13 protein-coding genes are annotated in these 26486 nt (G+C 69.1%); 4 read left to right on the top strand and 9 right to left on the bottom strand.

Translation table 11 applies throughout. From position 1 onward, the window contains the following. The first annotated feature begins 186 nt into the window (after nt 1-186). Nucleotides 187-684 carry a low molecular weight protein-tyrosine-phosphatase gene (locus BM133_RS20120; protein WP_093437542.1) on the top strand — a complete coding sequence of 166 codons (498 nt, stop codon included), beginning with the start codon at nt 187-189 and terminating at the stop codon, nt 682-684. On the opposite strand, the gene BM133_RS20115 is transcribed toward BM133_RS20120, so the two are convergent. From BM133_RS20115 to BM133_RS20075, 9 genes are all read right to left on the bottom strand, one after another. Further along, the gene (locus tag BM133_RS20115; RefSeq protein ID WP_256219282.1) at nt 650-6856 is read right to left on the bottom strand and encodes an autotransporter outer membrane beta-barrel domain-containing protein; all 6207 of its coding nucleotides are present in this window, start codon (nt 6854-6856) and stop codon (nt 650-652) included. The two genes, BM133_RS20120 and BM133_RS20115, sit on opposite strands and share 35 nt — an antisense overlap. A gap of 136 nt (nt 6857-6992) precedes the next feature. After that, nucleotides 6993-7415 (bottom strand): acyl-CoA thioesterase, encoded by a 423-nt coding sequence (locus tag BM133_RS20110; protein ID WP_093437536.1) that lies wholly within the window; start codon nt 7413-7415, stop codon nt 6993-6995. Further along, nucleotides 7415-8716, bottom strand: a complete 1302-nt coding sequence (locus BM133_RS20105) for a TRAP transporter large permease (RefSeq protein ID WP_093437534.1) — start codon at nt 8714-8716, stop codon at nt 7415-7417. Before BM133_RS20105 ends, BM133_RS20110 begins: the two co-directional genes overlap by 1 nt. Then, nucleotides 8713-9237, bottom strand: coding sequence for a TRAP transporter small permease (locus BM133_RS20100; protein WP_256219281.1), 525 nt, complete (start codon nt 9235-9237; stop codon nt 8713-8715). Before BM133_RS20100 ends, BM133_RS20105 begins: the two co-directional genes overlap by 4 nt. 116 nt (nt 9238-9353) lie before the next feature. Beyond that, entirely contained in the window at nt 9354-10439 is a 1086-nt protein-coding gene (locus BM133_RS20095; protein ID WP_256219280.1) for a TRAP transporter substrate-binding protein, read from the bottom strand. A gap of 39 nt (nt 10440-10478) precedes the next feature. Continuing rightward, on the bottom strand, nt 10479-12098 hold the full coding sequence (locus tag BM133_RS20090) for an indolepyruvate oxidoreductase subunit beta family protein (RefSeq protein ID WP_093438228.1): 1620 nt from the start codon (nt 12096-12098) through the stop codon (nt 10479-10481). 17 nt (nt 12099-12115) lie between these two features. Next, entirely contained in the window at nt 12116-14275 is a 2160-nt protein-coding gene (locus BM133_RS20085) for a thiamine pyrophosphate-dependent enzyme (RefSeq protein WP_093437529.1), read from the bottom strand. A 93-nt stretch (nt 14276-14368) separates the two neighbouring features. After that, nucleotides 14369-15028, bottom strand: a complete 660-nt coding sequence (locus BM133_RS20080) for a c-type cytochrome (RefSeq protein ID WP_093437526.1) — start codon at nt 15026-15028, stop codon at nt 14369-14371. Next, the gene (locus tag BM133_RS20075; protein WP_177224890.1) at nt 15025-16221 is read right to left on the bottom strand and encodes a PQQ-dependent sugar dehydrogenase; all 1197 of its coding nucleotides are present in this window, start codon (nt 16219-16221) and stop codon (nt 15025-15027) included. Before BM133_RS20075 ends, BM133_RS20080 begins: the two co-directional genes overlap by 4 nt. Nucleotides 16222-16340: 119 nt before the next feature. Here BM133_RS20075 and BM133_RS20070 point away from each other — a divergent pair, with 119 nt between their 5' ends. The 3 genes from BM133_RS20070 (at nt 16341) to BM133_RS20060 (ending at nt 26481) form a co-directional block, all read left to right on the top strand. Next, entirely contained in the window at nt 16341-17255 is a 915-nt protein-coding gene (locus tag BM133_RS20070) for a LysR family transcriptional regulator (RefSeq protein ID WP_093437524.1), read from the top strand. Nucleotides 17256-17313: 58 nt separating this feature from the next. After that, nucleotides 17314-18567: an NRAMP family divalent metal transporter gene (locus BM133_RS20065; protein WP_093437521.1), complete on the top strand. Its 1254-nt coding sequence runs from the start codon at nt 17314-17316 to the stop codon at nt 18565-18567. 435 nt (nt 18568-19002) lie between these two features. Further along, entirely contained in the window at nt 19003-26481 is a 7479-nt protein-coding gene (locus tag BM133_RS20060) for a non-ribosomal peptide synthetase (protein WP_093437520.1), read from the top strand. Nucleotides 26482-26486: the final 5 nt, after the last annotated feature.

Here is a 26486-nt window from a genome sequence, read left to right as displayed (position 1 = left end):
TCACTGATCCAACTGGCACTGTCCACGCACGGGGCTCCGAAGTAAAGATGCGGGATTGTTGCACCGCGTCACAATGAGCGTCAACCGTTTTGGCCATGTCCTGCACTGCGAGCAGGGTCGTTATCGCCTCATTGTTGCGGTTTGGCGTCGACCCGCGCTGCAATCTTTCAACAGGCTTTCAGTTCAATGACGAAACCCTCCGTCCTGTTCATCTGCACCGGCAACATCTGCCGATCCCCCACCGCCCACGCGCTCCTGCTGCACAAGGCCCGCCTCGCAGGCATCTCCATCGATGTCGACAGCGCCGCCATCTCCGACGAGGAGCGCGGCAACCCGCCCGATCCGCGTTCGATCGCCGAGGCGCGCCGGCGCGGCATCGCGATGCACGCGCACTGCGCGCGGCAGGTCCGCGCGAGCGACTTCGAGCGCTTCGACTGGATCGTCGGCATGACAGCGCGCCACTGCGCCGCGCTGCGCCGTCTCGCACCCGCGGGCGCCGCCCACAAGGTGCACATGCTCACCGAGTTCGCCGAGGCCGACGAAGGCGATGTGCCCGATCCCTGGTATGGCGGGCAACAAGCCTTCGTCGAGGCCTTCGACCTGATCGAGCGCGGCGTCGACGGCCTGCTGGCGCGGCTGGTCGAGCCGCCTACCAGCGCACCCGCACGCCCACCGACGCGTTGAGCGAGCTCTTGATGCGCGCCGGGCCGCCCGAGGCCCACAGCTTGCCGAGTTCGCCGTAGATCGCGGTGCGGTCGCCGAGCGCGAGCGTGACGCCGCCGGCCACTTCGGTGCTGCTCGAACCCGTCTCGCTGCGGATGGCCGTGCCGCCACCCAGGTTCAGGAACTGCGCCACGTCCGCGCCGCCGGAGGCGTGGAACACGTTGATGCGGCCGTAAGGCTGCAGCGTGCCGGCACCGGTGGCGATCTCGCCCTTGATGCGCACGCCCGCGCGCACGATGAGGCCGTCGTTCGGGTCCTGCGTCACGCGGGCGCCCGAGATGCCCGTGTCGTCCATGCGCAGGGTCTGGTGGATGAGCTGCAGCTGCGGCTCCACGGTCCAGCCGCTGCCGATGTCGAAGGCCTTGCCGACTTCGACCGAGGCCAGCAGGCTCTTGCCCTTGCCCGAGCTGCCCAGGGTTGCGATGGGCTGCACGTTGTAGCGGTGCTGGCCGGCCTGCAGCACGGCATCGGCATACCAGCCGCCGTCGTTCTGCCAGGTGGCGTAGACGCCCAGGTAGCGGTTGCGCAGGTCGTTGGTGCCCGCGTCCAGCCCTTCGATGCCGCGCGCGAAGCCGTTCACGCGAACGTTGCCTTCGAGCTGCCCGACGTAGACGCCGGCGCGCCAGTTCGTGTCGGCCCACAGGTCGGTGCCGGCCTGGAAGCCGTTCAGGCGCCCGTCGCTGCGCGCATTGGCGGTGCCGCGCTGGCTCACGTCGATGTCGGTGCTGATCACGCGGCCCCAGGCGCGGCGGCCAGGGCCGCCGGTGTTGGCGATGTCGAGCCGCGCGTCCTCGCCGCCGCGCAGGTGCAGGTTGCCCAGCATCGCGACGTTGGCCTGGCGCAGTTGCTGCGCGAGCGCGGCGTACAGCGGCACTTCGATGCGGTAGGTGGGCAGGCCGCCGGTCCCGCCTGGGCCGCCGGGGCCGCCAGGTCCGCCCGGAATGCCGCCGCCGGTGGTGGAGCGCAGGTACCAGTTCTCGCCGGCGCCGCTGGCGTCCGCGGCGTACAGCCGGTACTCGTAGGCGCCCGCGTCCACGTGGCCGCCGGACAGCGCGAACGCGTTCTTGGTGGTCTGCGCGGTGGTGGTCGCGCCGTTGAGGGCGCTGATCACCTCGATGCCGTTGCCCGTGGTCAGTGCGCCCAGGCCGCCGAGGTTGACGATCTGCACCGTGGTGTGCCCGCTGGCCGTGGCCCCGGCGCCGTTGAGCACCAGCCGGTCCGATGGGCCCGTGGCATTGAGCACCGCGCCCAGCCGCAGGATGCCGTTGTTGCCCGCGTACGGCCCGTTGACGGTGAGCGTGGTGCCCGGCGCCGCGCCCGCCAGCGAGACGGTGCCGCTGTTGGTCAGCGAGGCCACGGTCTGGCTGAAGCCGCCCAGGTCGAGCGTGGCACCGGCGGCCACGCTGGTGGCGGAGGCCGCGCTCAGCGCGTTGGCGGCGCCCGCGCTCAGCGTGCCCGCGTTCACTTGCGTCGCACCCGAATAGGTGTTCGTGCCGGTCAGCGTGAAGTCGCCCGTGCCTTGCTTGACCACGCTGCCGGTGCCGCTCAGCGTGCCGCCGAAGGTGGTGCTGGTGTTGTCGCCGCCGGTGGTGAGCGTGGCGCTGCCGAGCTTGAGCTCGCCGCCCGCGCTGCCGCCGCCCGAGAGCGAGCCGATGGTCTGGTTGAAGCCGTTCAGGTCGAGCGTGGCGCCCGCCTTGTCGGCCACTGCGAGCGGTGCGGTGGGGGTGAGCATGTCCGCCGCACCCAGGCGCAGCGTGCCGGCCGCGACGGTGGTGGCGCCCGTGTGGGTGCTGGGGCCCGCGAGCGTCAGCGTGCCATCGCCCGACTTGATGAGTTCGCCGCTGCCGCTGAGCGCGCCGCTGGCGGTCAAGTTCAGACCCGCATCGACGACCTCGATGCCGCCGCCCGCCGCGCCCACATCCACATCGCGTGCGGTGCCGGTGAAGGTGGTGCCCGTGACCTGCAGCCGCCCGCCATTCAGCGCGACGTTGCCGCCTGCCGCGCCCAGGTTGGCATCGGCCGAAACGGACAGTGCGCCACCTTGCACCGCGGTGCCGCCGGTGTAGGTGTTGGCGCCTCCCAGCACCAGCGTGCCGTCGCCGGTCTTGGCGATGCCCGCGGTGCCGGCAAGCACGTTGTTCAGCGTGGCGGTGAAGCCCGCAGACCCCGCGCCGCCGTCGCCCACGCGGATCTCCGCCTTGGCACCTGCGCCGGCGCCCAGCAGCGTGAGCGGGTCGCCGGTCAGCGTGTAGCCGCTGGCCGCGAACTGCAGGCCGGTGGCCTGCACGGGGCCGGGGGTGTTGTCCACCGTGACCGTCCCCGGCGCGCCGGTGAAGATCGCAAAGCCCGGTTGCGGCTGCATCGGCACCGTGATGCTGCCCAGCGCGTCGGTCCATACCGGCGAGGTGGTCGACCAAGTGCCGGTGCCGCCGCCTGCCTGCGTCGGGCTGGCGAGGCCGTTCGCGTTCCAGAAGTCCAGCGTCACGCCCGTGGCGTTGACGAGCGTGAAGCGCTTGTCGGCGGTGAGGTTCTGCAGCACCAGCGCCGCGCCGCCGGGCACGCCGCCCAGCGTCAGCGTGCCGCCGCCCGTGAGCGCGCCGCCGTAGTCCACGAGCCGGTACACGCCGGGGCCGAAGCCGCCGGTGTCCGTCACGTTGATGGTGGTGTTGCCCGCGATGAGGAGGTCGCCGCCCACGCTCACGCTGTCGCTCTGGCCGGGCGTGGCGAAGTTGGGGCCGGGCGCGCCGAACTGGTAGTCGAACACGCTGCCGTTGGCGAGCGACAGGTTGCCGCCGATGGTGAGCGTGCCCATCGCGCCGGGGGCGCCCGGTGCCAGCACGGCAGTGTTGTTGAGCGTGACATCGCCGCCGATGCGGCCAGTGCCCGACAGCGTGGCGCCGCCCTGTATCGTGACCGCGCCGCTCCCGGTGGCGCTGCCGGTCGCGTTGCCCACCTGCAGCGTGCCGCTGGCGGCCACGGTCGGCCCCGAGTAGGTGTTGGCGCCGTTCAGCGCCAGCGTGCCGGTGCTGCCCATCGAGATTCCCCCGGCGCCGCTGACCGTGCCGCCGATGGCGATGTTCTTGGCGCCTGCGATGCCGAGGTTGGCGTTGAGCACGACGCCGTTCGCCAGCGCCACGTCGCTGCTGGCGGCGAGCGTCGCGGTGCCGCCCACCGTCAGCGCGCCGGTGCCCAGCGCGGTGTTGCTGCCGACGCTGAGCGTGCCCGCCTGGAGGGTGAGGCCGCCGCCGAAATTGTTGGCACCGTTGAGCGCCAGCGTGCCGGCGCCGTTCTTGATGAGCGAACCGCTGCCGCTGACCACGCCGTTCAGCGCGAGGTCCACCGCGCCGCCCACCGTGAGCCCTGCGCCGAGCGCGACCGCGTTGGTCAGCGCGAGCGCACCGCCGGTGCTCGCCAGCGTGGCGGCGCCCGTGACGTCGAGCGTGCCGGTGCCCAGCGACGTGCTGGTGCCGAGCGACAGGGTGCCGCCTGCCAGCGTCACGCCGCCGCCGAAGTTGTTGGCGCCGCCCAGGGTGACGTCGGGGCCGTTGATCGCGAGTGCCCCCGCGCCGCCGACGATGCCGTCCAGCGCGATCGCATTCGCACCCGTCAGGCCCAGCGTGGCGCCGGCGCCCAGCGTGACGCCGTTGGCCAGCGCGATGCCCGGCACGCCCGCCTTCAGGGTCGCGCTGCCGGACACGTCGAGCCCACCCGTGCCGAGCGCGAGGCTGTTGCCCACGCTCAGCGTGCCGCTGCCCAGCGCGACACCGCCGCCGAAGGTGTTGGCGCCGTTCAGGGCCAGCGTCGCCGTGCCGTTGTAGCCGAGCCCGGCACCGCCGGACACCGGGCCGTTGAGCGTGATGTCGTTGGCGCCACCGACGGTCAGGCCCGCATTCAGCACGACCGCGGTGCCCACGCTCACGCCTGCACTGGCATCGAGCGTGGCGGCACCGCCGACCACGAGCGTGCTCAGGCCCAGCGACGTGTTGGTGCCCAGGCCGAGTCCGCCGCTCTGCAGCAGCACGCCTCCGGAAAAGGTGTTCGCGCCGCCCAGCGACAGCTTGGCCGTCCCGCTGCTCGTGATGCTGCCCGCGCCGGTGATCGTGCCGTTGAGCGCGAGGTCGCTGGCCCCGTTGACGGCGAGCGGCCCGTTGAGAACGAAGTTGTTGCCCAGGCTCACGTTCGCGTTCGCCGAGAGCGAGCTGGAGCCGCCGACCGTGACCGAACCCAGGCCGAGCGCGGTGTTGTTGCCCACGGTGAGCGCGCCGCCGCCCAGGTTGAAGCCGCCGGTGAAGGTGCTCGCGCCGTTGAGCGTGAGCCCCGGCGCGCCGGCCAGGTTGATGCCGCCCGTGCCGGTGATCTTGCCGTTGATCGTCAGCGCGCCGCCGCCGCCGCCCGCGCCGAAGTTCAGCGTGCTGTTCAGAACTATGTTGTTGCCGAGCGCGACACCGGGTGCACCGGTCAGCGACCCGGCGCCACCAATGGTCAGGTCGCCCGTGCCGAGCGCGCCGCTGGTGCCGACGTTGATCGCGCCGGCCTGCAGCACGGTGCCGCCGCCGTAGTTGTTGCTGCCGGTGAGCGACAGGCTTCCGCTGCCGAGCGTCAGGCTGCCGGCGCCCGCGATGTTGCCGCCCAGCGTCAGGCTCCCGGCGCCGTTGAGCGTGAGCGCGCCGTTGAGCTGCACTGTGTTGGTCAGCGTGCCCGTGAACGCGGTGTTGAGCGTTGCCGGGCCGCCCACGATGAAGAGGCCGGTGCCCAGCGAGCCGGCCGAGCCGAGCGTGAGGCCGCCCGCGTTGAGTGCCAGTCCGCCGCTGAAATTGTTGGTGCCCGAAAGGGTGAGGGTGCCGGTTCCGTTCTTGACCAGGCCGGCGCCCCCGCTGATCGTGCCGCCGAGCGTCAGGCTGTTGGCGCCTTGCACGGTCAGGCCGGTGGTCAGGTTGATGTTCTGCGCGAGCGTGATGCCTCCGACCGAGGCCTCGATGGCACCGCCGTTTCCGGTCATCGTGCCGGTGCCGAAGGACAGCGCGTTGTCGAAGATCGCGGTGCCGCCGTTGAGCATGGCGGAGCCGCTCACCAAGGCGCCTTGCAACGTCCAGGTGCCGCTGTTGACGACGAGGTTCTCGAAATTGAGGTACTGCAGCGCGGAGACGCTCCCGGTGCCGCCGTTGCCCGAACCCGGCGGGTTGACGGTGTTCTGCAGCACGAGCGTGTCGGTGCCGCCGATGCCCGCGTCGACCGTGCCGGTGGCGGCGAAGGTGAGCAGGCCGGGCGGCAGCGTGGGCGTCGGAAGGGTCACGGCCGGCAGCGGTAGCAGCGGATTGGCGATCGACGATCCGGTCACCGCGGTGAAGGTGTCGTTGCTCAGCGCCGTGCCCAGCGAGACGCTGCCGTTGATCGTGCCCGAGTTGACGAAGGTGTTGCCACCGGTGGTGGGGCTCGCGAAGGCCACGCGGCCCGTGATCGTTCCGGTGTTCGTGAAGTTGACGTTGCCGCCGCCGTAGATGGCCACCGCGATCGCGTTGACCGGGTCGAAGACGCCAAACGCGTTGATGCCGATCGTGCCGCTGTTGTTGAACGTCGTGGTTCCGGCGTTGGCGATGACGGCGGCCGTGCCGAGCAGGCCGAAGGTGCCGTCGAAGGTGCCCTCGATCAGGCCCTGGTTGTTGACCAGCACGTTGCTGCTGGTGGGCGCGATCAGGTTGCCGATCGTCAGGGCCCGCGCGAGCACCAGGGAACCCGCGGCATTCGCATCGATCGCGCCCAGGTTGGTGAGCGTGATGTCGTTGCCGCCCAGGGTCATCGCGGTGCCGCCGGGCGAGGTGCTCATGGTGCCGGTCGACTGCACCGTGACGATGAGGCCGTTCGCGGGGCTGAGAAAGCTGTTCGGACTCAGGAGGGTCGCCGGGCCATCGCAACTCACCGAGGCACCATCGGCGGGCGATGGCGGCGTGCATGCCGCTGCGGCCTCTCCGCTGTGAAGCTGCAGCGCCGCCAGCATTGCCAGTGCCGGCAGCATGCTTCGGCGCAGAACGCGGGAGCTGCTTGACCCCCCTGAACCACTGCTCTTGGTCAGTTCCGATGCGACCCGGAACTCCCCCAACCGACGATCAAAGATGACACGGTAGACATGGTTCACAGCTCGCCTCCAGCTTTGTAATGGCTGTGATTATTTGTATCGAGTCGTGGGAAATGAAAGGGTACCGAAAGGCCTAACACGAGCGCGGCGGCGCCATGAATGAGGTCAAAGGACTTGGCCGGCGTCGCCGGCGACGCTACTCGCAGAGTGCGCGAATGCCGGGCGGAATCGGCACCGCGCGGATGCCGCCGCCCTCGCGTTTCGCCGCGAAGATCCGCACTTCTTCGCATTCGAGGATCAGGTCGTCGCCGCGCGTCACGCGGTAGGTCTGCACGAAGCTCTTGTCGCGCCACTCGGCGATGCGCACCGCGATCTGGAGCGTGTCGCCGTAGCTCGCGGTCTTCACGAAGCGCGTGTGCGTGTCGACCAGCGGCGTGCCGATCACGCCCAGCGTTTGCATCGTTTCTTCCCAGCGCGGCACCCCGCATTCAGCAAAGAAGTGGCGCGAGGCCGCATCGATCCAGCGGAAGAAATTGGGAAACCAGACGATGCCGGCCGGGTCGCAATCGCCGAACTCGACGCGTGCGGTGTAGGTGATCTCTTTGCCTGTTGTACTCATCAGCCCATTCTCGTTGGCAGCCACAGGGCGATGGCCGGGAACGCGATCAGGATCACCAGGCGCACGATGTCCGTCGCGATGAACGGCAGCACGCCCTTGAAGATGGTGGTGAAACTCACGTCCTTCACCACGCTCTTGATGACGAAGACGTTCATTCCCACCGGCGGATGGATGAGCCCCAACTCCACCGTCATCACGATGATCACGCCGAACCAGATGGGGTCGAACCCCAGGTGCACGATCACCGGAAAGATGATGGGCACCGTGAGGATGATCATCGCCATCGCGTCCATCAGGCAGCCCAGCACCAGGTACATCACCATGATGAGCGCGAGCACGCCGTAGCGGCCGATGCCCAGGCCCGTGAGGAACTCGGTGAGCTTCTGCGGGCTTTGCGTGATGGTGAGGAAATAGCCGAACAGCAGCGCGCCGATCAGCACCGTGAACACCGCTGCCGCCGTGCGCGTGGCCGAGAGCAGCGCCTCGCGGATCTTTGGCCCGTCGAGCTTGCGCCGCACCAGGCCCAGGATGAAGGCGCCGCTCGCGCCCACGCCGCCCGCTTCGGTCGGCGTGAAGAAGCCGCCGTAGAGCCCGCCGATCACGAAGACGAAAAGCACCAGCGGCGCCCACACGTTCTTCAGGTCCTTGAAGCGCTCCGACCAAGGCTTCACTTCGCCGCCGGGGAGCCAGTCGGGCCGCAGCTTCACGATGATGGCAATGGTCAGCACGTACATCGCCATCGCCAGGATGCCCGGCACGATGCCCGCCATGAAGAGCTTGCCGATGTCCTGCTGCGTGAGGATGGCGTAGACCGCGAGCACCGTCGAGGGCGGCAAGATCGCGCCCAGCGTGCCGCCCGCGGCGATCACGCCGGTGGAGAACGATTGCGGGTAGTTGAAGCGCCGCATCTCCGGATACGCCACCGCCGAGAACGTGGCCGCCGTGGCCACCGACGAGCCGCAGATCGCCGCGAACCCGCCGCAGGCCACCACGGTGGCCACGCCCAGGCCGCCGCGCAGGTGGCCGATCATCGAGTTGGCCGCCTTGAAGAGCTCGCGGCTCACGCCCGACACCGACACCAGCGCGCCCATCAGCATGAACATCGGGATCACGCCGAAGGTGTAGTCGGTCACGGTGCGCATGGAGGTCTGGCCCACCAGCTTCAGCGCGGGCCCGGGGCCCACGAGATAGCTGTAGCCGACAACCCCCACGAGGCCCATCGCCATGCCCACCGGCACGCGCAACAGCATCAATGCGAAGAGGGCGACGAAGCCCAGGACTGCAACTGCATCGGGGCTCATTCGTCGGCTTTCTGTTCAGCGTGAACTTCTTCGAGCTGCTCGGGGTGAAAGATCAAGCGGTACGTGCGAATGGCGATCAGCAGCACCGCGCACACGTCGCCGAACCACGCCACCGCATAGAACGGCCAGGTCGGAATGTTCATGTCGTAGGTCAGCACGTTGTCCACATAGGTGCCGCGCACCTTGTCGAACAGCATGGCGGTCTGCACCGCCACCACGAACAGCAGCACCAGCGTGGCGAAGACGTCGATCACGCGCTTCATGCGCGGGCCCGCCGCCGTCCACACCAGGTCGACCGTGATGTGGCCGCCCCGGTAGCTGGTGGCCGCGATGCCCCAGAAGATCAGGATGCCCAGCAGCATGCGGCCGAAGTCGTAGGCGTCGGGAATCGAGGTGTCGAAGAACTTGCGCAGCACCACGGCCACGAAGATGTTGAGCGCAACGATCCCCACGAAGATGGCGGCGAGCCATTCGATCGTGTTGATCGCGCGGTCCATGAGATTGACTGGGCGTTGGGCCATGGGTCTCCGTTCTTTTTCAGGGGCCGCCGCGCACGGCCGCCCGAAGCGGCCGGCCCGCCCCGGTAGGGGGTTGGCGAAGCGACACGAAGTGCGCGCAGCCTGGGGGCGAGCAACAGTTACAGCGCCGATTTGTATTTGGCGAGGCTGGCCTTCAAGGCATCCATCACCGCCTTCGGGTCCTCGCCCACCTTCTTCACGCTCTCGGCCCATTGCGCTTCCGACGGTGCAGCGGCCTTGCGCCATGCATCGAGTTGCTCGGGCGTGAGCTTGTAGACCTCGTGGCCGGACTGCGCCGCGATCTTGGCGTGCCCCGCGAACTCGAAGTCGGCCCACGGCGCGGCCACCTTCTGCGCCCACTCGCTGGTGCAGTGGTCGTCGATCACCTTCTTCTGCCCGGCGGACATCGCGTCGTACTTGCCCTTGTTCATCACCCAGACGAAGGGCGTGACGTACAGCGGCGCATCCATGTGGTACTTCACCACCTTGTCGATGCCGAAGAGGCCGATCGAACCCCACGGGAAGGTGATCGCATCGGCCACGCCGCGCTCCAGCATGTCGCGCGACTCGGGCGCCGAGGCCTGCACGTTGGTGCCGCCCAGCGAGGTGATCAGCTGGCCCACGGTGCTCGTGGCCGGCCGCACCTTCAGGCCCTTCACGTCGGTGGGCACCACGATCTTCTTGCGCGAGTGGAAGGTGCCGGGGTCGTGCACGAACGCGAAGCAATACTTCACGTCCTTCATCTCCTTGGCCGCGTAGTTGCGGTACCAGGCGTCGATGGCGGCCGAGCCTTCCTTGCCGTTGGCAAAGAGGAAAGGCAGCGATGCACCCGCCATCACCGGGAAGCGGCCCGGCTGATAGCCCGGGTTCACATACGAGAAGTCGGCGATGCCGTCGCGCGCCATGTCGTAGTGGTCGAAGGCCTTGCCCAGTTGCTCCGACGGAAACAGGATCGCGGTGAGGGTGCCGTTCGAGGCCTTCTTGATGTCGTCGGCCCACGCCTGCAGCGCGGGATTGAGCGGATGCTGCGCGGGCACCCAGCTCGAGAGCTTGAGCTGCACGGGCTTGTCCTGCGCCTGCACGGCGGGCGTGCCGAGCACGAGCGCGGCGCAGGCCGCGAGCAGCGCGATGGGCGAGGTGCGCAACGCGTGCAACGCACGTTGGGGGCGCGTGCCGCGATAGCGGGGGTGGTGAGTGGTTTGCATGGTCTCCTTCGTTATGGTGTGTAGAAACTCGGGGATCGCTCAGGTGCCGCCGGTGGGCTTGCTGCGCTTCATCCAGCGGATGGGCTGGGCCTTGACCGGGCGGGCGGGCGCGCCGTGCGCGACCAGCGCGGCATCGAGTGCGCGGCCGGCATCGTCGGCCAATGCCGCGGTGCGTGCTGCCGCGATGGACTGCGCGCGCGCGGCGGGCGCAAGGCCGGGCTGCGCCGCGAGATGGTCGGTCACGTGCAGCAGGTTCTCCTTGCCGCGTTCGTTGGTGCTGCCATAGCCCTTGATGAGCCGGCCGCACAGCGCGATCTCCTGGCCCAGCGCCCAGGCCTCGCGCGTGCCGTGCTCCACCGCCGCGAGCCAGCGTTCGATCAGTGCCTGCTCCTCGGCGAATCGGCTGCCGCGGCGGCGCAGCCAGCGCAGCGAGGACAGGAGCCGCAATGACGCCATGCCGAACACCGAGTGGCTGCCCACCTTCAGCGGCAGCGCCCAGGGTTCGCGGCCGCGCGCCTGCCGGCCGCGGTCCCATGCGGTCACGCGGCGCGACAGCGCGGGCGGCAGCAGCGCGGCGAACTCGGCGGCGCCGGGCTTGAAGTGGTCGTAGACCTTCACGATGTCTTCGTCGGTGGCGCGCACTTCCTTTCGCACACGCTGCGCACGGCTCGCGCGGCCCTTGAGCGCGGCCACCCGCACGATGTCGTCGAAGGCCATCCACAGCGCGAGCCAGCGCGCGGCCTCGCGCGTGATGGCAAAGCCGTGGGCGCCGGCCGGATCGGCGGCGCGCTCGGCATCGAGCACCTGGCCCAATCGGTCGGCATACAGCGTCGCGTAGGCGGCGTCCTGGTAGTCGAGCACGCGGGCATGGCCGAGCGTGAGCATGTCGTGCACGGCGGGCGGAAAGCGCCGCGCCAGGTCGTCTGGCAGTGCACGCGGCGGGGGAGGCGCATCGCTGGTGTCGCCGGCCATCACGCTGTTCACGAAGGCGGCCTGCGTGCGCGGCGCACTCACGGCATCGAAGGCGGCCGCGAAGCCGCGCAGGCTGGCGGCGGCCATCTTGCCGAGCTTCTCGGGCGCGCTCGTGTCGCCGCCGCGCACCACGTGCTCGTAGGCCTCGCGCGGAAACGGGAAGAGGCCGCTGCCTGCGATGGCGCCCAGCATCACCGCGCTGACCACCGTGCCGCTGTCGCGCGCGATGGCGTTCATGTCGAACACGTGGTGCTCGCGGCTGAAGGCTTTCACCACGTCGACGAGGCGCTGCGCATCGGCGCGGCCGTCGCCGGGCTCCATGCGCTCGGCGGTGGTGAAGATGCGGGCCGACGAGCTGATGACCAGCGTGCGCAGCGGCGCGCTCATGCCGTTGCCGATCTGCCGCGCGGTCTCCAGCAGTTCCGAGGAGACGATCGCATCGAGCGCGCCCGGCACCGGGCTCAGGCTGAACACCGGGCGCCTGCCGGCCAGTTGCGCGAGCGGCACGGGGAACACCTCGATGTAGTAGGTGGTGGCGCCGGTGCGTTGCGCCACGCCGGGGATCGATGTGCTCTGCGCGGCGTAGCCGGCATGGCGGGCGATGTCCACCAGCCATTCGGTGAGCACGCCGCCGCCTTCGCCGCCGAGGGCGCAGACCAGGAGCGTGAGGGGGCGGTTGTGTTCCATGGCGCGGCTCATGCGGTTCATGCGGGTTGCAGCGCGCGCACCATCGCGCCGCGCAGCGAGTGCACGATGCGCTCGTGCCACTTCGGGTTCTGCACCACCTCGGCGCGATAGAAGCTCGGGCACAGCGTGGCCGCATGCGCGTTCGCGCCGCACAGGCCGCAGCCCACGCAGCCGTCGATCACGGTGGCCACGGGGTCGACCTTGAGCGGATCGGGGTTGTCCTTGAGCGTGAGCGTGGGGCAGCCCGACAAGCGGATGCACGCGTGGTCGCCGTTGCACACGTCTTCGTCCACGCCGTATTTCACGCGCACCACGCGCTCGCCTTTTTTCAGCAGGCCTGCAAGCCACGGCTTGATGCGGCGCTGGCGCTCGAGCTGGCATTCGCCCTCGGCGATCACCACCTTCAGGCCGTTGAAGTCGCTGGTGAGCGCCTCGGTCAGCGTCTTGCGCATGCGCTCCACGTCGTAGGTGGTCACGGTGCGCATCCACTTCACGCCCAGGCCCGTGAGCGTGGCCTCGATGGTCTGGTTCTTGTCGACCAGGCTCTGCTGCTTGTCGACGGCGCGCTCCTTCGTCTCGTCGTCGGGCGTGGAGATGATGTCCTGCGTGCCGGTGGCCGAGGTGTAGCCGTTCTTGAAGATCAGGAGCACCGCGTCGTCGTCGTTGAAGAGCGCGCTCTGCACGCCGGTGAGCAGGCCGTTGTGCCAGAAACCGCCGTCGCCCATGATCGACAGCGTGCGGCGGTTCATCATCGGCGCCACGCCCGCGCGGCTTGCCAGGCTCATGCCGTAGCCCAGGATCGAGTGGCCCATCGAGAACGGCTCGAAGGTGCCGAAGGCATGGCAGCCGATGTCGGCCGCGATGTGCACCGGCCCCGTCTCCTGCTGCGCGAGCTTGAGTGCGGAGAACACCGGGCGCTCGGGGCAGCCGATGCAGAAGCTCGGTGGCCGGTTGGGCAGCGGCGTTGCCAGCTGCCGCGCCACCGCCTCGCGGCGCTCGCGATTGCCTGCGAGCCAGGCCTCTGCGGAAGACAGGGCCTCGCCGGTCTCGATGTACTTCGCGGCGAATTTGCCGATGCCGCCCGACAGCACCTCGACGCCGTACTCGCCGGCCGCGGGCAGCATGTCCTTGCCGTGCAGCGGCGTCTGGATGTCGCGCCGGCGCAGCAAGGTGGCGATGTCCTGCTCGATGTATTCGGGCTGGCCTTCTTCCACCACCAGCACCGCGCGCTTGCCGATGCAGAAGTCGGCCACCTGCTCGGGCACCAGCGGGTAGGTCACGTTGAGCACGAGGATCGGGATGTCGGTTTCGCCGAACGCATCGGCCAGGCCCTGCTGCTGCAGGCTGCGGATCAGTGCGTTGTAGAGACCGCCCTGCACCACGATGCCCAGGTCGACGTGGCGCCCACCCGGTATCAGTTCGTTGAGGCCGTTCGCCACGATGTAGCGCCGCGCCGCCGGAATGCGTTCGTCGCCCTTGAGCTTTTCGTGGCGGAAGGTGACGGGCGGGTGCGCGAGCCGCATGTAGTCGAAGCCCGCGGGCTCGGTCATCAACGCGCGGGTGGAGACGGCGGGCGAGACGTTGTCCTTGCACTCGAAGCTGCCGCGCACGTGGCAGGTGCGGATGCGCAGCTCCATGAGGCACGGCATGTTCGAGGTTTCGGAGAGGCGAAAGCCTTCTTCCACCATGCGCACCATCACGCCCAGGTCGGGCCGCGGATCGAGCAGGCACATGCTGGACTTGAGCGCGTAGGCATGCGTGCGCTCCTGGATCACGCTGGCGCCTTCGCCGTAGTCCTCGCCCACCACGATCAGCACGCCGCCGGTCACGCCGGGCGAAGAGAGGTTGGAGAGCGCATCGGCCGCCACGTTGGTGCCGACTATCGATTTCCAGGTGACCGCGCCGCGCAGCGGGTAGTGGATGGACGCGCCGAGCATCGCCGCGGCCGAGGCCTCGTTCGAACATGCCTCCACGTGCACGCCCAGCTCGTCCATGTAGGCCTTGCCCTGGACCATGACGTCCAGCAGGTGCGACACGGGCGCGCCCTGGTAGCCGCCCACGTAGGCCACGCCCGATTGCAACAGGCCCTTGGTGATGGCGAGGATGCCCTCGCCGTGGAAGGTGGCGCCTCTGCCGAGACGCAGCATTTCTACTTCCTTGCTGAATGAGACTTCCAAGAGATTCGGCTCCGATGTTCGTGGTTGGGGGTGTTTTCGGGTGCGCGGTGCGCTGCGTCCGCATGGCGCACTCGCAGATGTCGTACGGCGGTGTTACTTGGGTGGAGGCTTCGCGGGTGCGGCGGGAAAGCGCGCAACGTAGTACGCGAGGGTGTCCAGGTCGTCCGGCGCAATGCGGCTCACCGCCTCGCCCATCGCCTGCGTGTAGCCGGGGCGCTTGCCCGTGCGAAAGCCCTGCAGCGAGAGCTGCAGGTAGTCTTCATGCTGCTGGCCGATGCGCGGCACCTGCTGGCCGCCGCTCAGGTCGGCGCCGTGGCAGATCACGCAGCGATGCTCCTGCGCGAGGGCCTGGCCGCGGGTCATGCGCGCGGCGTCGGGTGGTGTGGCGGCGGGCGGTGCGGGCACCGCGGGCAGCGTGGCGATGAACTCGGAGAAGCCGCGCAGGTCGGCATCGGTCATGGTCTTGGCGACCGCGGTCATCGCGGGGTTGTCGCGCCGGCCCTCGCGAAACAGGAACAGCTGCGTGATCGCATAGAACGAATGTTGGCCCGCGAGCACCGGCGTGCCTGCCATGTCACTGCGGCCGTTCCCGCCGTGGCACGAGGCGCAGAGCGACGCATAGCGTTGCGCATAGCTGGGCTGCGCCGATGCGGCCGATGGCGCAGGCTTCGCGCCCTGCGCAACCGCCGATGACAACGCCAGCGCCATGAAGCCCGCCGCGATCGCTTTGGAAATGACGCCGGCTCTCTTCATCGGCCGCCGTAGCTGATGCGGTAGATCGCCCCGGCGTGGTCGTCGCTCAGGAGCATCGAGCCATCCTTCAGCACGAGAAAGTCGACCGGCCGGCCAAGGTAGGTGTTGTTTTCCACGAAGCCCGTCATGAAGGGCTCGACCTTCGCGCCGCCCTTGCCGTCGGGCCAGGCGACCGCGATGTCGGCGTACTTGGTGGTGCGGTTCCACGGGCCGTGGCGGGCGATGAACATCGCGCCGCGGTACTTGGCCGGGAAGCTCTTGCCGTTGTAGAAGGTGAGGCCCAGCGCGGCGGCGTGCGGGCCGAGCAGGGCGGCGGGCTTCTGGTAGTCGTCGCAGCGCTTGCCCCAGCCGAATTCCGAATCGAGGAGGTTGCCCTGGTGGCAGTACGGGTAGCCGAAGTGCTGGTCGGGCTTGGCCACCACGTTGAGCTCGTCGTTGGGCAGGTCTTCGCTGAGCCAGTCGCGGCCGTTGTCGGTGAACCAGAGGTTGCCGGTCTTGGGGTCGAAATCGAAGCCCACCGTGTTGCGCACGCCGCGCGCGATCGTCTCGATGCCGCTGCCGTCGGGGTTCATGCGGAAGATGCGCGCATGCGCGTCGTCGGGCTCGCACAGGTTGCAGGGCGCACCGACCGCGTAGTAAAGCTTGTCGCCGTGCATGCGCAGGTAGCGCCAGCTGTGGTCCTGTCCGCCGGGGAGCTTGTCGTTCAGCACCACGGGCGTGCCGGGGTTGTCCAGCTTGTCCTCGATGCCGTCGTAGCGCACGATCTGCTTGTGCGTGGCCAGGAAGAGGGCGCCCTTGTAGAACTCGATGCCGGTGGCGAACTCGGTCTTGTCGATGATGGTCTTGGGCTTGCGGTCGCCTTTCTCCGCGATCGCATAGACCTTGTTGCCCACGAAGAGCGTGCTCACGAAGACGGTGCCCTTGGCGCCCTGGCGCAACTCGCGCGCATCGAGCACGCCCGAAGCCCAGGTCTCCACCTTGAAGCCCGGCGGGAGCTTGAACCTGGCGGTGGGCAACTGGTCGGGCGCGGTGGGAATCGGGAAGGAGGGCACCGGTGCCAGGCGCGTGGCGGCTTCATTCTTGGGGCGGCCCTTGGCCCATCCCGGTTCTTCGGCCGGAGGCTGCTGGGCCCACGCGGCGGCAGCAGTCAAGAGCAGGGCGGCGAGGGCCGCATGCGGACGGAGTCTGGCCATGTCGTGTCTCCTTCTTGTCGTGGGTGTTCGAACGGGCCGACTGGGAGGTCGGCTGAATACCGCCCGCCAGTGTGCGTGCCATGGGGCCTGCGTTCAATAAAATAATCGAGCTAAGCAATATGAATGGCATGCATATCGACTCCATCGACCTCAACCTGCTGCGTCTGTTCGATGCGGTCTACCGCGAGCGCAGCGTGAGCCGCGCCGCGGAGTCGCTGGGGCTTACGCAGCCCGCGGCGAGCCATGGCCTCGGGCGGCTGCGGCTGCTCCTGAAAGACGCGCTCTTCACACGCGCTCCCGGCGGCGTGGCGCCCACGCCGCGCGCCGACCGGCTCGCGGTGGCGGTGCAGGTGGCGCTCAGCACGATCGAGGCGGCGCTGCACGAGCCCGACCGCTTCGAGCCGCTGGTGTCGCGCAAGAGCTTTCGCATTCACATGAGCGACATCGGCGAGGGGCGCTTCCTGCCCGCGCTGATGGCCCGGCTGGGCGAGCTGGCGCCCGGCGTGCGGCTGGAGACCCTGCCGCTGCTGCCCGCGGAAGTGGCACCCGCCCTCGACAGCGGCCGCATCGACTTCGCCTTCGGCTTTCTCTCGAACGTGCGCGACACGCAGCGCGCGCACCTCCTGAAGGACCGCTACATCGTGCTGCTGCGCAAGGGCCATCCCTTCGTCAAGCGCCGGCGCAAGGGGCAGGCGCTGCTCGAGGCGCTGCAGGAGCTCGACTACGTGGCGGTGCGCACGCACGCCGACACGCTGCGCATCCTGCAACTGCTGAACCTGGAGGAGCGCCTCCGCCTCACGACCGAGCACTTCATGGTGCTGCCGGCCATCGTGCGCGCGACCGACCTGGCGGTGGTGATGCCGCGCAACATCGCGCGCGGCTTCGCGGAGGAGGGCGGCTATGCCATCGTGGAGCCGCCGTTTCCGCTGCGCGACTTCAGCGTGTCGCTGCATTGGAGCAAGCGCTTCGAGGGCGATCCGGCCAACCGCTGGCTGCGGCAGGTGATCACCGCGCTCTTTTCGGAACGCAGGTGAAAGAAGTGCGCTGCGTTCATGCAGTGGTCAGGCTCGGCATGCCAGCATCGCGCCCGTCATGAAGAAACGCATTCCCTCATTCCTGCGCCACGTCGGTCCCGGTGTCGTCACCGGCGCGGCGGACGACGACCCCTCGGGCATCGCCACCTACACGCAGGCGGGGGCGCAGTTCGGCACGGGCCTCCTGTGGACGGTGTTTCTCTCGCTGCCGTTCATGGTGGCGATCCAGCTGGTGTCGGCGCGCATCGGCCGGGTCACGGGAAAGGGCGTGGCGGCCAACCTGCGCGAGCACATGCCGCGCAGTTTTCTCATCGTGCTGGTGGCGTTGCTGGTGGCCGCCAACACCATCAACATCGCGGCCGACATCTCGGCCATGGGCGAGGCGCTGCAGCTGGTGGTGGGCGGCGGTGCGCACTTCCATTCGCTGGTGTTCGGCGTGGTCACGGTGCTGCTGCAGGTGTTCGTGCCGTACCGCAAGCTCGCCCACATCCTCAAGTGGCTGACGCTCACGCTCTTCGCCTATGTGGCGGCGGTGTTCGTGGTGCAGGTGGAGTGGGCGCGGGTGCTGCACGACCTGGTCGTGCCCCGGCTGCAATGGCGCGGCGACTACTGGATGATGATCGTCGCGCTCCTGGGCACCACGATCTCGCCCTACCTGTTCTTCTGGCAGGCCTCGCAGGAGGTCGAAGAGCTGCGGCTGAAGGGCGGCAGGCGCGGCACCGACAAGCAGGTGCGCCACGACCTGCGCCGCGTGCGGCTCGACACCTGGGTGGGCATGACCTTCTCCAACCTGATCGCGTTCTTCGTGATGGTCGTCGGCGCCTCCGTGCTGTACGCGGCCGGCGTGCACGACGTGACCTCGGCGGCGCAGGCGGCCGAGGCGCTGCGGCCATTGGCCGGCGACTTCGCCTTCTGGCTCTTCGCCGGCGGCATCATCGCCACGGGCCTGCTCGCCGTGCCGGTGCTCGCCTCGTCGGCCGCCTACGCGGTGGCCGAAGCCTTCGGATGGGAAGAGGGCCTGGAGCGGCACTGGCGCGAGGCCAAGGAGTTCTACGCCATCATCGCGGTCGCCACGCTGGTGGGCACCGCGCTGGACTTCACGCCGATCGATCCGATGAAGGCGCTCTACTGGAGCGCCGTGATTAACGGCGTGGTGGCCGTGCCGATCATGGCGGCGATGATGATCCTGGTGACGCGCGAGAAGGTGATGGGCGCCTTCACCTCGGGGCGCCGCATGCGCTGGCTGGGGTGGGGCGGCACGGCGCTGATGGGCTTCGCGGCGCTGATGATGGGGTGGGACATCGTGCGCTGAGGCGCTGAAGCCACCACCGTTCGACAACCGAAAGTACGCGCCCTGGAGCGCGTATTTTTTTGCCCCGCGTTTGTCGGGTGCGCGCGTGTATCACGCCGACGAAATCCCCTACAAGGTTCACACCAAGTTGCTGCGTCGCAACATTCTTTTGGGGTGCATGGCGCGCGAAATACGATGAAAGCCTTCGATTCCGGAAACCCCGATTCGCATCGCAACTCCAGGATGAAATCTTTCGCGCTCAAAGACCTTCGTGAAATGTTTTTGGCCCAAAAACGGTCACCGAAAATGTTGCAACCACTTGTACATTGGTCTGGCAATGTGAACTGATTGTTACCGCGGAGCACCGGCATTTCTCCTAGAGCGGCCGATGCACGACGGGTCCATTTCACGCGCACATGCATCGTTGCCAAATTCACTCAAGACCTGGAGAAGTGCATGAGTACCGTCGATCAACAGGGCCGCACCGCCCCCCTCACCTCGGGGCAGATGGCGATGTGGCTCGGCGCAAAGTTCGCGTCGCCCGACACCAATTTCAATCTCGCCGAAGCCATCGACATCGACGGCGGGATCGACCCCGACATCTTCATCGTCGCCATGCGGCAGGTGGCCGATGAAACCGAAGCCACGCGCTTGAGTTTCGTCGACACGGCACAAGGACCGCGCCAGGTCGTCGCACCGGTTTTCACCGGCGAGATTCCCTACCTCGACCTGAGCAACGAGAGCGATCCGCAGGCCGAGGCCGAGCGCTGGATGCGCGCCGACTACACCCGCAGCATCGACCTCGCGCACGGGCAGCTGTGGCTCTCGGCGCTGATCCGCCTCGCGCCCGATCGCCACATCTGGTACCACCGCAGCCACCACATCGCGCTGGACGGCTTCAGCGGCGGACTGATCGCGCGCCGCTTCGCCGACATCTACACCGCGATGGCCACCGGCAGCGCAGCGGTGCCCGAGGAGTCGCGCCTCGCACCGCTCTCGCAACTGGCCGAAGAAGAACATGCCTATCGCGAGTCCGGCCGCTTCCCGCGCGACCGCCAGTACTGGGCCGAGCGCTTCGCCGACGCGCCCGATCCGCTCAGCCTCGCCTCGCACCGCTCGGTCAACGTCGGCGGCCTGTTGCGCCAGACGGTGCACCTGCCCGCGGCCAGCGTGCAGGCCCTGCAGGCCATCGCGCAGGAGCTGGGCAGCACGCTGCCGCAGATCCTGATCGCCACCACCGCGGCCTACCTGTACCGCGCCACGGGCATCGAGGACATGGCGATCGGCATCCCCGTCACCGCGCGCCACAACGACCGCATGCGCCGCGTGCCCGCGATGGTGGCCAACGCGCTGCCGCTGCGCCTTGCGATGCGCGCCGACCTGCCGATTCCGGAACTCATCCGCGAAGTCGGCCGGCAGATGCGGCAGATCCTGCGGCACCAGTCGTACCGCTACGAGCACCTGCGCAGCGACCTCAACATGCTGGTGAACAACCGGCAGCTCTTCACCACCGTGGTCAACGTCGAGCCCTTCGACTACGACTTCCGCTTTGCAGGCCATGCCGCCAAGCCGCGCAACCTCTCGAACGGCACGGCCGAGGACCTGGGCATCTTCCTGTACGAGCGCGGCAACGGGCAGGACCTGCAGATCGACTTCGACGCCAACCCCGCGGTGCACACCGCAGAGGAACTGGCCGACCACCAGCGCCGTCTCATCGCCTTCATCGACGCCGTGATCCGGCTGCCGCTGCAGGCCATCGGCCACATCGACCTGCTCGGCGCCGAAGAGCGCAAGCAACTGCTGGTGACCTGGAACGACACGGCGCACGCGGTGCCCGACACGCACCTCACCGCGCTGATCGAAGCGCAGCTCGCCGCCAACCCGCAGGCCATCGCGTTGCGCTTCGACGGGCAGGAGATCGACAACGCCGAACTGAACCGCCGCGCCAACCGTCTCGCGCACTTGCTGCGCGCACGCGGCGCGGGCCCGGAGCGCACGGTGGCGCTCGCGATTCCGCGCTCGATGGACCTGATGATTGCGCTGCTCGCCACGCTGAAGACCGGCGCGGCGTACCTGCCGGTCGATCCGGATTTTCCGCAGGACCGCATCGCCTTCATGCTCGGCGACGCGCAACCGGTGTGCCTCGTCACCATCGAAGCCCTTGCGGAGTCGCTGCCGAAAGCCGCCCCTGCTTTGCTGCTCGATGTAGCGCAAACGATTGCGGATCTGGCGAGTTGCGACGACACCGACGCCGGCATCGCGATCGACCCTTCGCATCCGGCCTACGTGATCTACACCTCGGGCTCCACCGGCATGCCCAAGGGCGCGGTCGTGTCGCACCGCGCCATCGTCAACCGCCTGCGCTGGATGCAGGACCGCTACGGCCTGGAGGCCGACGACCGCGTGCTGCAGAAGACGCCGTCCAGCTTCGACGTATCGGTGTGGGAATTCTTCTGGCCGCTGATCGACGGCGCCACGCTGGTGCTCGCGAAGCCGGGCGGCCACAAGGACGCGGCCTACCTGGCCGACCTGATCGCTGAAGAGCGCATCACGACGGTCCACTTCGTGCCCTCGATGCTCGAGGTCTTTCTGCTCGAACCCACGGCCGCCGCATGCACCACGCTGCGGCGCGTGATCTGCAGCGGCGAGGCCTTGTCGCCCGCGCTGCAATCGCAGTTCCAGCAGTGCCTCTCGTGCGAACTGCACAACCTCTACGGTCCGACCGAGGCCGCGGTCGACGTCACCTCGTGGGCGTGCGAACGCACGGCGGACGACGATGCATCGAAGAGCGTCCCCATCGGCCGCCCGATCTGGAACACCCAGATGCACGTGCTGGACAGCGGCATGCAGCCCGTGCCGCCCGGCGTGACCGGCGAGTTGTACATCGCGGGCGTCGGCCTCGCACGCGGCTATCTCAAGCGCCCGCTGCTGAGCGCCGAGCGCTTCATCGCCAACCCCTACGGCGCCCCCGGCAGCCGCATGTACCGCAGCGGCGACCTCGCACGCTGGCGCAAGGACGGCAGCCTCGACTTCCTCGGCCGCGCCGACCAGCAGGTGAAGATCCGCGGCCTGCGCATCGAGCCGGGCGAGATCGAATCCGCGCTGCTGCAGCACCCGCAAGTCGCGCAGGCCGCCGTGGTGGCGCGCGAAGACGTGCCGGGCGAGAAGCGCCTGGTGGCCTACGTCGTTGCAACCGATTCGGCCGATCCGCAAGCGGCCGAGCTGCGCACGCACCTGGCGCAATCGCTGCCCGACTACATGGTTCCTTCAGCCTTCGTCAGCCTCCCGTCGCTGCCGCTCGGACCGAGCGGAAAGCTCGACCGCAAGGCACTGCCGCCACCCGAAGTGCAGGCTGCCACGCCCTACGCCGCACCGCGCACGCCGACCGAAAAGATCCTGGCCGGTCTCTGGGCCGAGACGCTGCACCTGCCGCGCGTCGGCGTCAACGACAACTTCTTCGAACTCGGCGGCCACTCGCTGATGATCGTGCAGCTGATGTCGATGATCCGCCAGCAGTTCATGATCGACCTGCCGGTCGACACGCTGTTCCAGGTCTCCACCATCGCGGGCCTTGCCGAACTGCTCGACCAGGAATCGGTCGCGCGCCCGAGCCTGACTCTGATGCCGCGCCCCGCGCGCATTCCGCTGTCCTTCGCGCAGCGCCGCCTGTGGCTGATGAACCAGCTCGAAGGCGCGAACCCGGCCTACAACATGCCGCTCGCGCTGCGCCTTTCCGGCGTGCTCGACGGCGCCGCGCTGCATGCGGCACTCGGCGACCTGGTGCAGCGGCATGAAAGCCTGCGCACCGTCTACCCGAACGAAGACGGGCTGCCGTACCAGCACATCCTCGACGGCGCGGATGCGCGCCCCGCGGTGATCGAGGCCGACAGCAGCGAAGAAGAAATCGCTGCGCAACTTCATGCCGCTGCGGGCCATGCCTTCGACCTCGGCAGTGCGGCGCCGTTGCGTGTCTACCTGTTCAGGCTCGCTGGCGACGAGCACGTGCTGCTGCTGCTCACGCACCACATCGCCGGCGACGGTGCCTCGCTGCTGCCGCTGGCACGCGACCTCAGCGTGGCCTATGCGGCGCGCTGCGAAGGCAAGGCGCCCGGCTGGGAGCCGCTGCCGCTGCAGTACGCCGACTACGCGCTGTGGCAGCAGGAACTGCTCGGCAGCGAAGACGACGCCGACAGCATGGCCGGCCGGCAGCGCGAGTTCTGGCGTTCATCGTTGAGCGACCTGCCCGAGCAACTGGCCTTGCCCGTCGATCACGCGCGCCCGCTCGTGCCCACCTACCGAGGCGACGTGGTGCCGCTGCAGATTCCGGCGCACGTGCACGAACGCATCCTGCAACTGGCGCGCGATGGGCAGGCCAGCGTCTTCATGGTTCTGCAGGCCGCGCTCGCGGGTCTTCTGAGCCGGCTCGGCGCGGGCGACGACATCGTGATCGGCAGCCCGGTCGCCGGGCGCAGCGACCACGCACTGGACGAGCTCATCGGCTGCTTCGTCAACACGCTGGTGCTGCGCACCGACACCTCGGGCCAGCCGAGCCTGCGCGAGCTGGTCTCGCGCGTGCGTGCCACCAACCTCGCGGCGTATGCGAACCAGGAGTTTCCGTACGACCGCCTCGTGGAGCTGCTGCGCCCCGGCCGCTCGCGCGCCAACCTGCCGCTGTTCCAGGTGATGCTGGGCTTCCAGGGCACGAGCCGCCTGTCGTTCAGCCTGCCGGGGTTGTCGATCACGCCGCAGCCGGTGGCCATCGACACCGCCAAGTTCGACCTGTCGTTCATCCTCGGCGAGCAGCGCGGCGCCGATGGCCTGCCGGGCGGCATCTCCGGCGGCATCCAGTACAGCACCGACCTGTTCGAGCGCAGCACCGTCGAGGCCATGGGGGCGCGGCTGGTGCGTTTGCTGGAAGAGGCCTGCGACGCGCCAGACGACGCGGTGAGCGGCATCCCCATCCTGAGCGCGGAAGAAACCGGCCGCCTGCTGTCCGACTGGAGCGGGTGCACGCGCGATCTCGCACCGCTCTCGTTCGCCGCCATGGTGGCGGCGCATGCCGCGGAGCGCCCGCATGCGCCCGCGGTGGTGCTGGACGACGCGACCGTCAGCTACGCCGAACTCGACGCCCGCGCCAACCGGCTCTCGCACCTGCTGCGCGCGCAGGGCATCGCGGCCGGCGCCATCGTGGCGACGGTGTTGCCGCGTTCGCTCGACCTCATCGTGGCGCACCTGGCCATCGTCAAGGCCGGCGCAGCCTACCTGCCCATCGACCCGAACCACATGGCCGCGCGCAGCGCCTTCGTGTTCGAAGAAGCCGCGCCCGCCGCGGTGCTGACGCACGATGCGCTGTTGCCCGAACTGGCCGGCGTTCCCCGCTGCATCGCGCTCGACTGCGACAGCATGGTGGCGGCACTGGCGATCCAGTCGGACGCGCCGCTCGCGCAAGCGGCCGATCCCCAGGATGCCGCCTACATCATCTACACCTCCGGCTCCACCGGCGTGCCCAAGGGCGTGGTGGTGCCGCATGCGGGCCTGGGCAGCCTGGGCACCGCGATGGCCGAGCGGCTCGCCATCGACCACGACTCGCGCGTGCTGCAGTTCTCCTCCAGCGGTTTCGACGCCTCGGTGATGGACCAGTTGATGGCCTTTCGCGCCGGCGCCGCGCTTGTGGTGCCGGGGCCGGAGCAACTGCTCGGCACAGACCTGGCCGACCTGCTCGAAAGGCAGGCCGTGAGCCACGCGCTGATCCCGCCTGCCGCGCTCGCGACCTTGCCGCACGGCGAGTTCCCGCACCTGCAGACGCTGGTGGTCGGCGGCGATGCCTGCTCCGCCGCGCTGGCGGCGAAGTGGTCAGAGGGCCGCCGCATGGTCAACGCCTACGGCCCGACCGAGATCACCATCTGCGCGAGCATGAGCGCGCCGATGAGCGCCGAAGAGTTGCCTTCCATCGGCCAGCCGATCTGGAACACGCGGATGTATGTGCTCGACAGCGCCTTGCAGCCGGTGCCGCCGGGTGTCGCGGGCGAGCTCTACATCGCCGGCAGCGGCGTGGCGCGCGGCTACCTCGACCGGCCCGCGCTGAGCGCGGAGCGCTTCGTCGCCGACCCGCATGGCGCACCCGGCAGCCGCATGTACCGCAGCGGCGACCTCGCACGCTGGCGCGCCGACGGCAGCCTCGACTTCCTCGGCCGCGCCGACCAGCAGGTGAAGATCCGGGGCTTTCGCATCGAGCCGGGCGAGATCGAATCCGTGCTGCTCAAGCACCCGCAGATCACGCAGGCGGCCGTGATCGCCCGCGAGGACACCCCCGGCGAGAAGCGCCTCGTCGCCTACTTCGTCGCGGACGCCGATCCGCAGCCGACCGAGCTGCGCGCCCACATGGCGCAGGCCCTGCCCGACTACATGGTGCCCTCGGCCTTCGTGCACCTGCCATCGCTGCCGCTCACGCAGAGCGGCAAGCTCGACAAGAAGGCGCTGCCGGTGCCCGAGCAGCAGCCCGTCGCGCTGTACGTGGCGCCCCGCACGCCGACCGAAAAGCTGCTCGCGGGCCTCTGGTCCGAGACGCTGCAGCTGGCGCGCGTCGGCATCCACGACAACTTCTTCGAGATCGGCGGGCATTCGCTCATGGCCATCCAGCTGGGCATGCGCATCCGCCAGCAGGTGCGCGCGGACTTCCCGCACGTCGAGGTCTACAACCGGCCGACCATCGCCGACCTGGCCGCCTGGCTGGACGATGCCGGCGGCACGACGCAAGCCCTGGACCTGTCGCGCGAACTCGACCTGCCCGCGCACATCCGCCCGCAGGCCACGGCGCCGAAGCTCGCGCCGCGCCGCGTGTTCCTCACCGGCGCCAGCGGCTTCGTCGGCAGCCACCTGCTGGCCGCACTGTTGCGCGACACCGCGGCCTGCGTGGTCTGCCACGTGCGCGCCCCCGACGAGCAGGCCGGCGAGCAGCGCCTGAAGCGCACGCTGGCCCAGCGCCAGCTCGGCGCGATCTGGGACGACGCGCGCATCAAGGTCGTGACCGGCGACCTCGGCAAGCCGCGCCTGGGCCTGGATGACGCCGCCGTGCAGCTGGTGCGCGATGGCTGCGACGCCATCTACCACTGCGCCGCGCAGGTCGACTTCCTGCACCCCTACGCGAGCCTGAAGCCCGCGAACGTCGACAGCGTGGTCACGCTGCTCGAATGGACGGCAGGGGGCCGCGCCAAAAGCATGCACTACGTCTCCACGCTCGCGGTGATCGACCAGAACAACAAGGAAGACACCATCACCGAGCAATCGGCGCTGGCCTCCTGGAGCGGGCTGGTCGACGGCTACAGCCAGAGCAAGTGGGTCGGCGATGCGCTGGCCCGCGAGGCGCAGGCGCGCGGCATGCCGGTGGCGATCTACCGGCTCGGCGCGGTCACCGGCGACCACACGCACGCGATCTGCAATGCCGACGACCTGATCTGGCGCGTGGCGCATCTCTATGCCGACCTGGAAGCGATTCCCGACATGGACCTGCCGCTGAACCTCACGCCGGTGGACGACGTGGCGCGCGCCATCCTCGGCCTGGCGGGGCAAGAGGCGTCGTGGGGCCAGGTGTTCCACCTGATGAGCCAGGCGGCGCTGCGCGTGCGCGACATTCCGCACGTCTTCGAGCGCATGGGCATGCGGCTGGAGCCGGTCGGGCTGGAGCCCTGGCTGGAGCGCGCGCATGCGCGGCTGGCCGTCGCGCAGGACCGGGACCTGGCCGCCGTGCTCGCCATCCTCGACCGCTACGACACCACGGCCACGCCGCCGCAGGTGAGCGGCGCGGCCACGCATGCGCAGCTCGAAGCCATCGGCGTGCCGATCCGCCCGGTGGACCGCGACCTGCTGCAGCGCTACTTCGTCGACCTGGGCATCGATACCAAGGCGCGCCGCGCCCTGGAAACCACCACCTCATAGGAGCG

It is taken from the genome of Variovorax sp. 770b2 (genome assembly GCF_900115685.1).
Classification (GTDB): domain Bacteria; phylum Pseudomonadota; class Gammaproteobacteria; order Burkholderiales; family Burkholderiaceae_C; genus Variovorax.
This window is presented reverse-complemented; position numbering and strand designations above follow the sequence as displayed.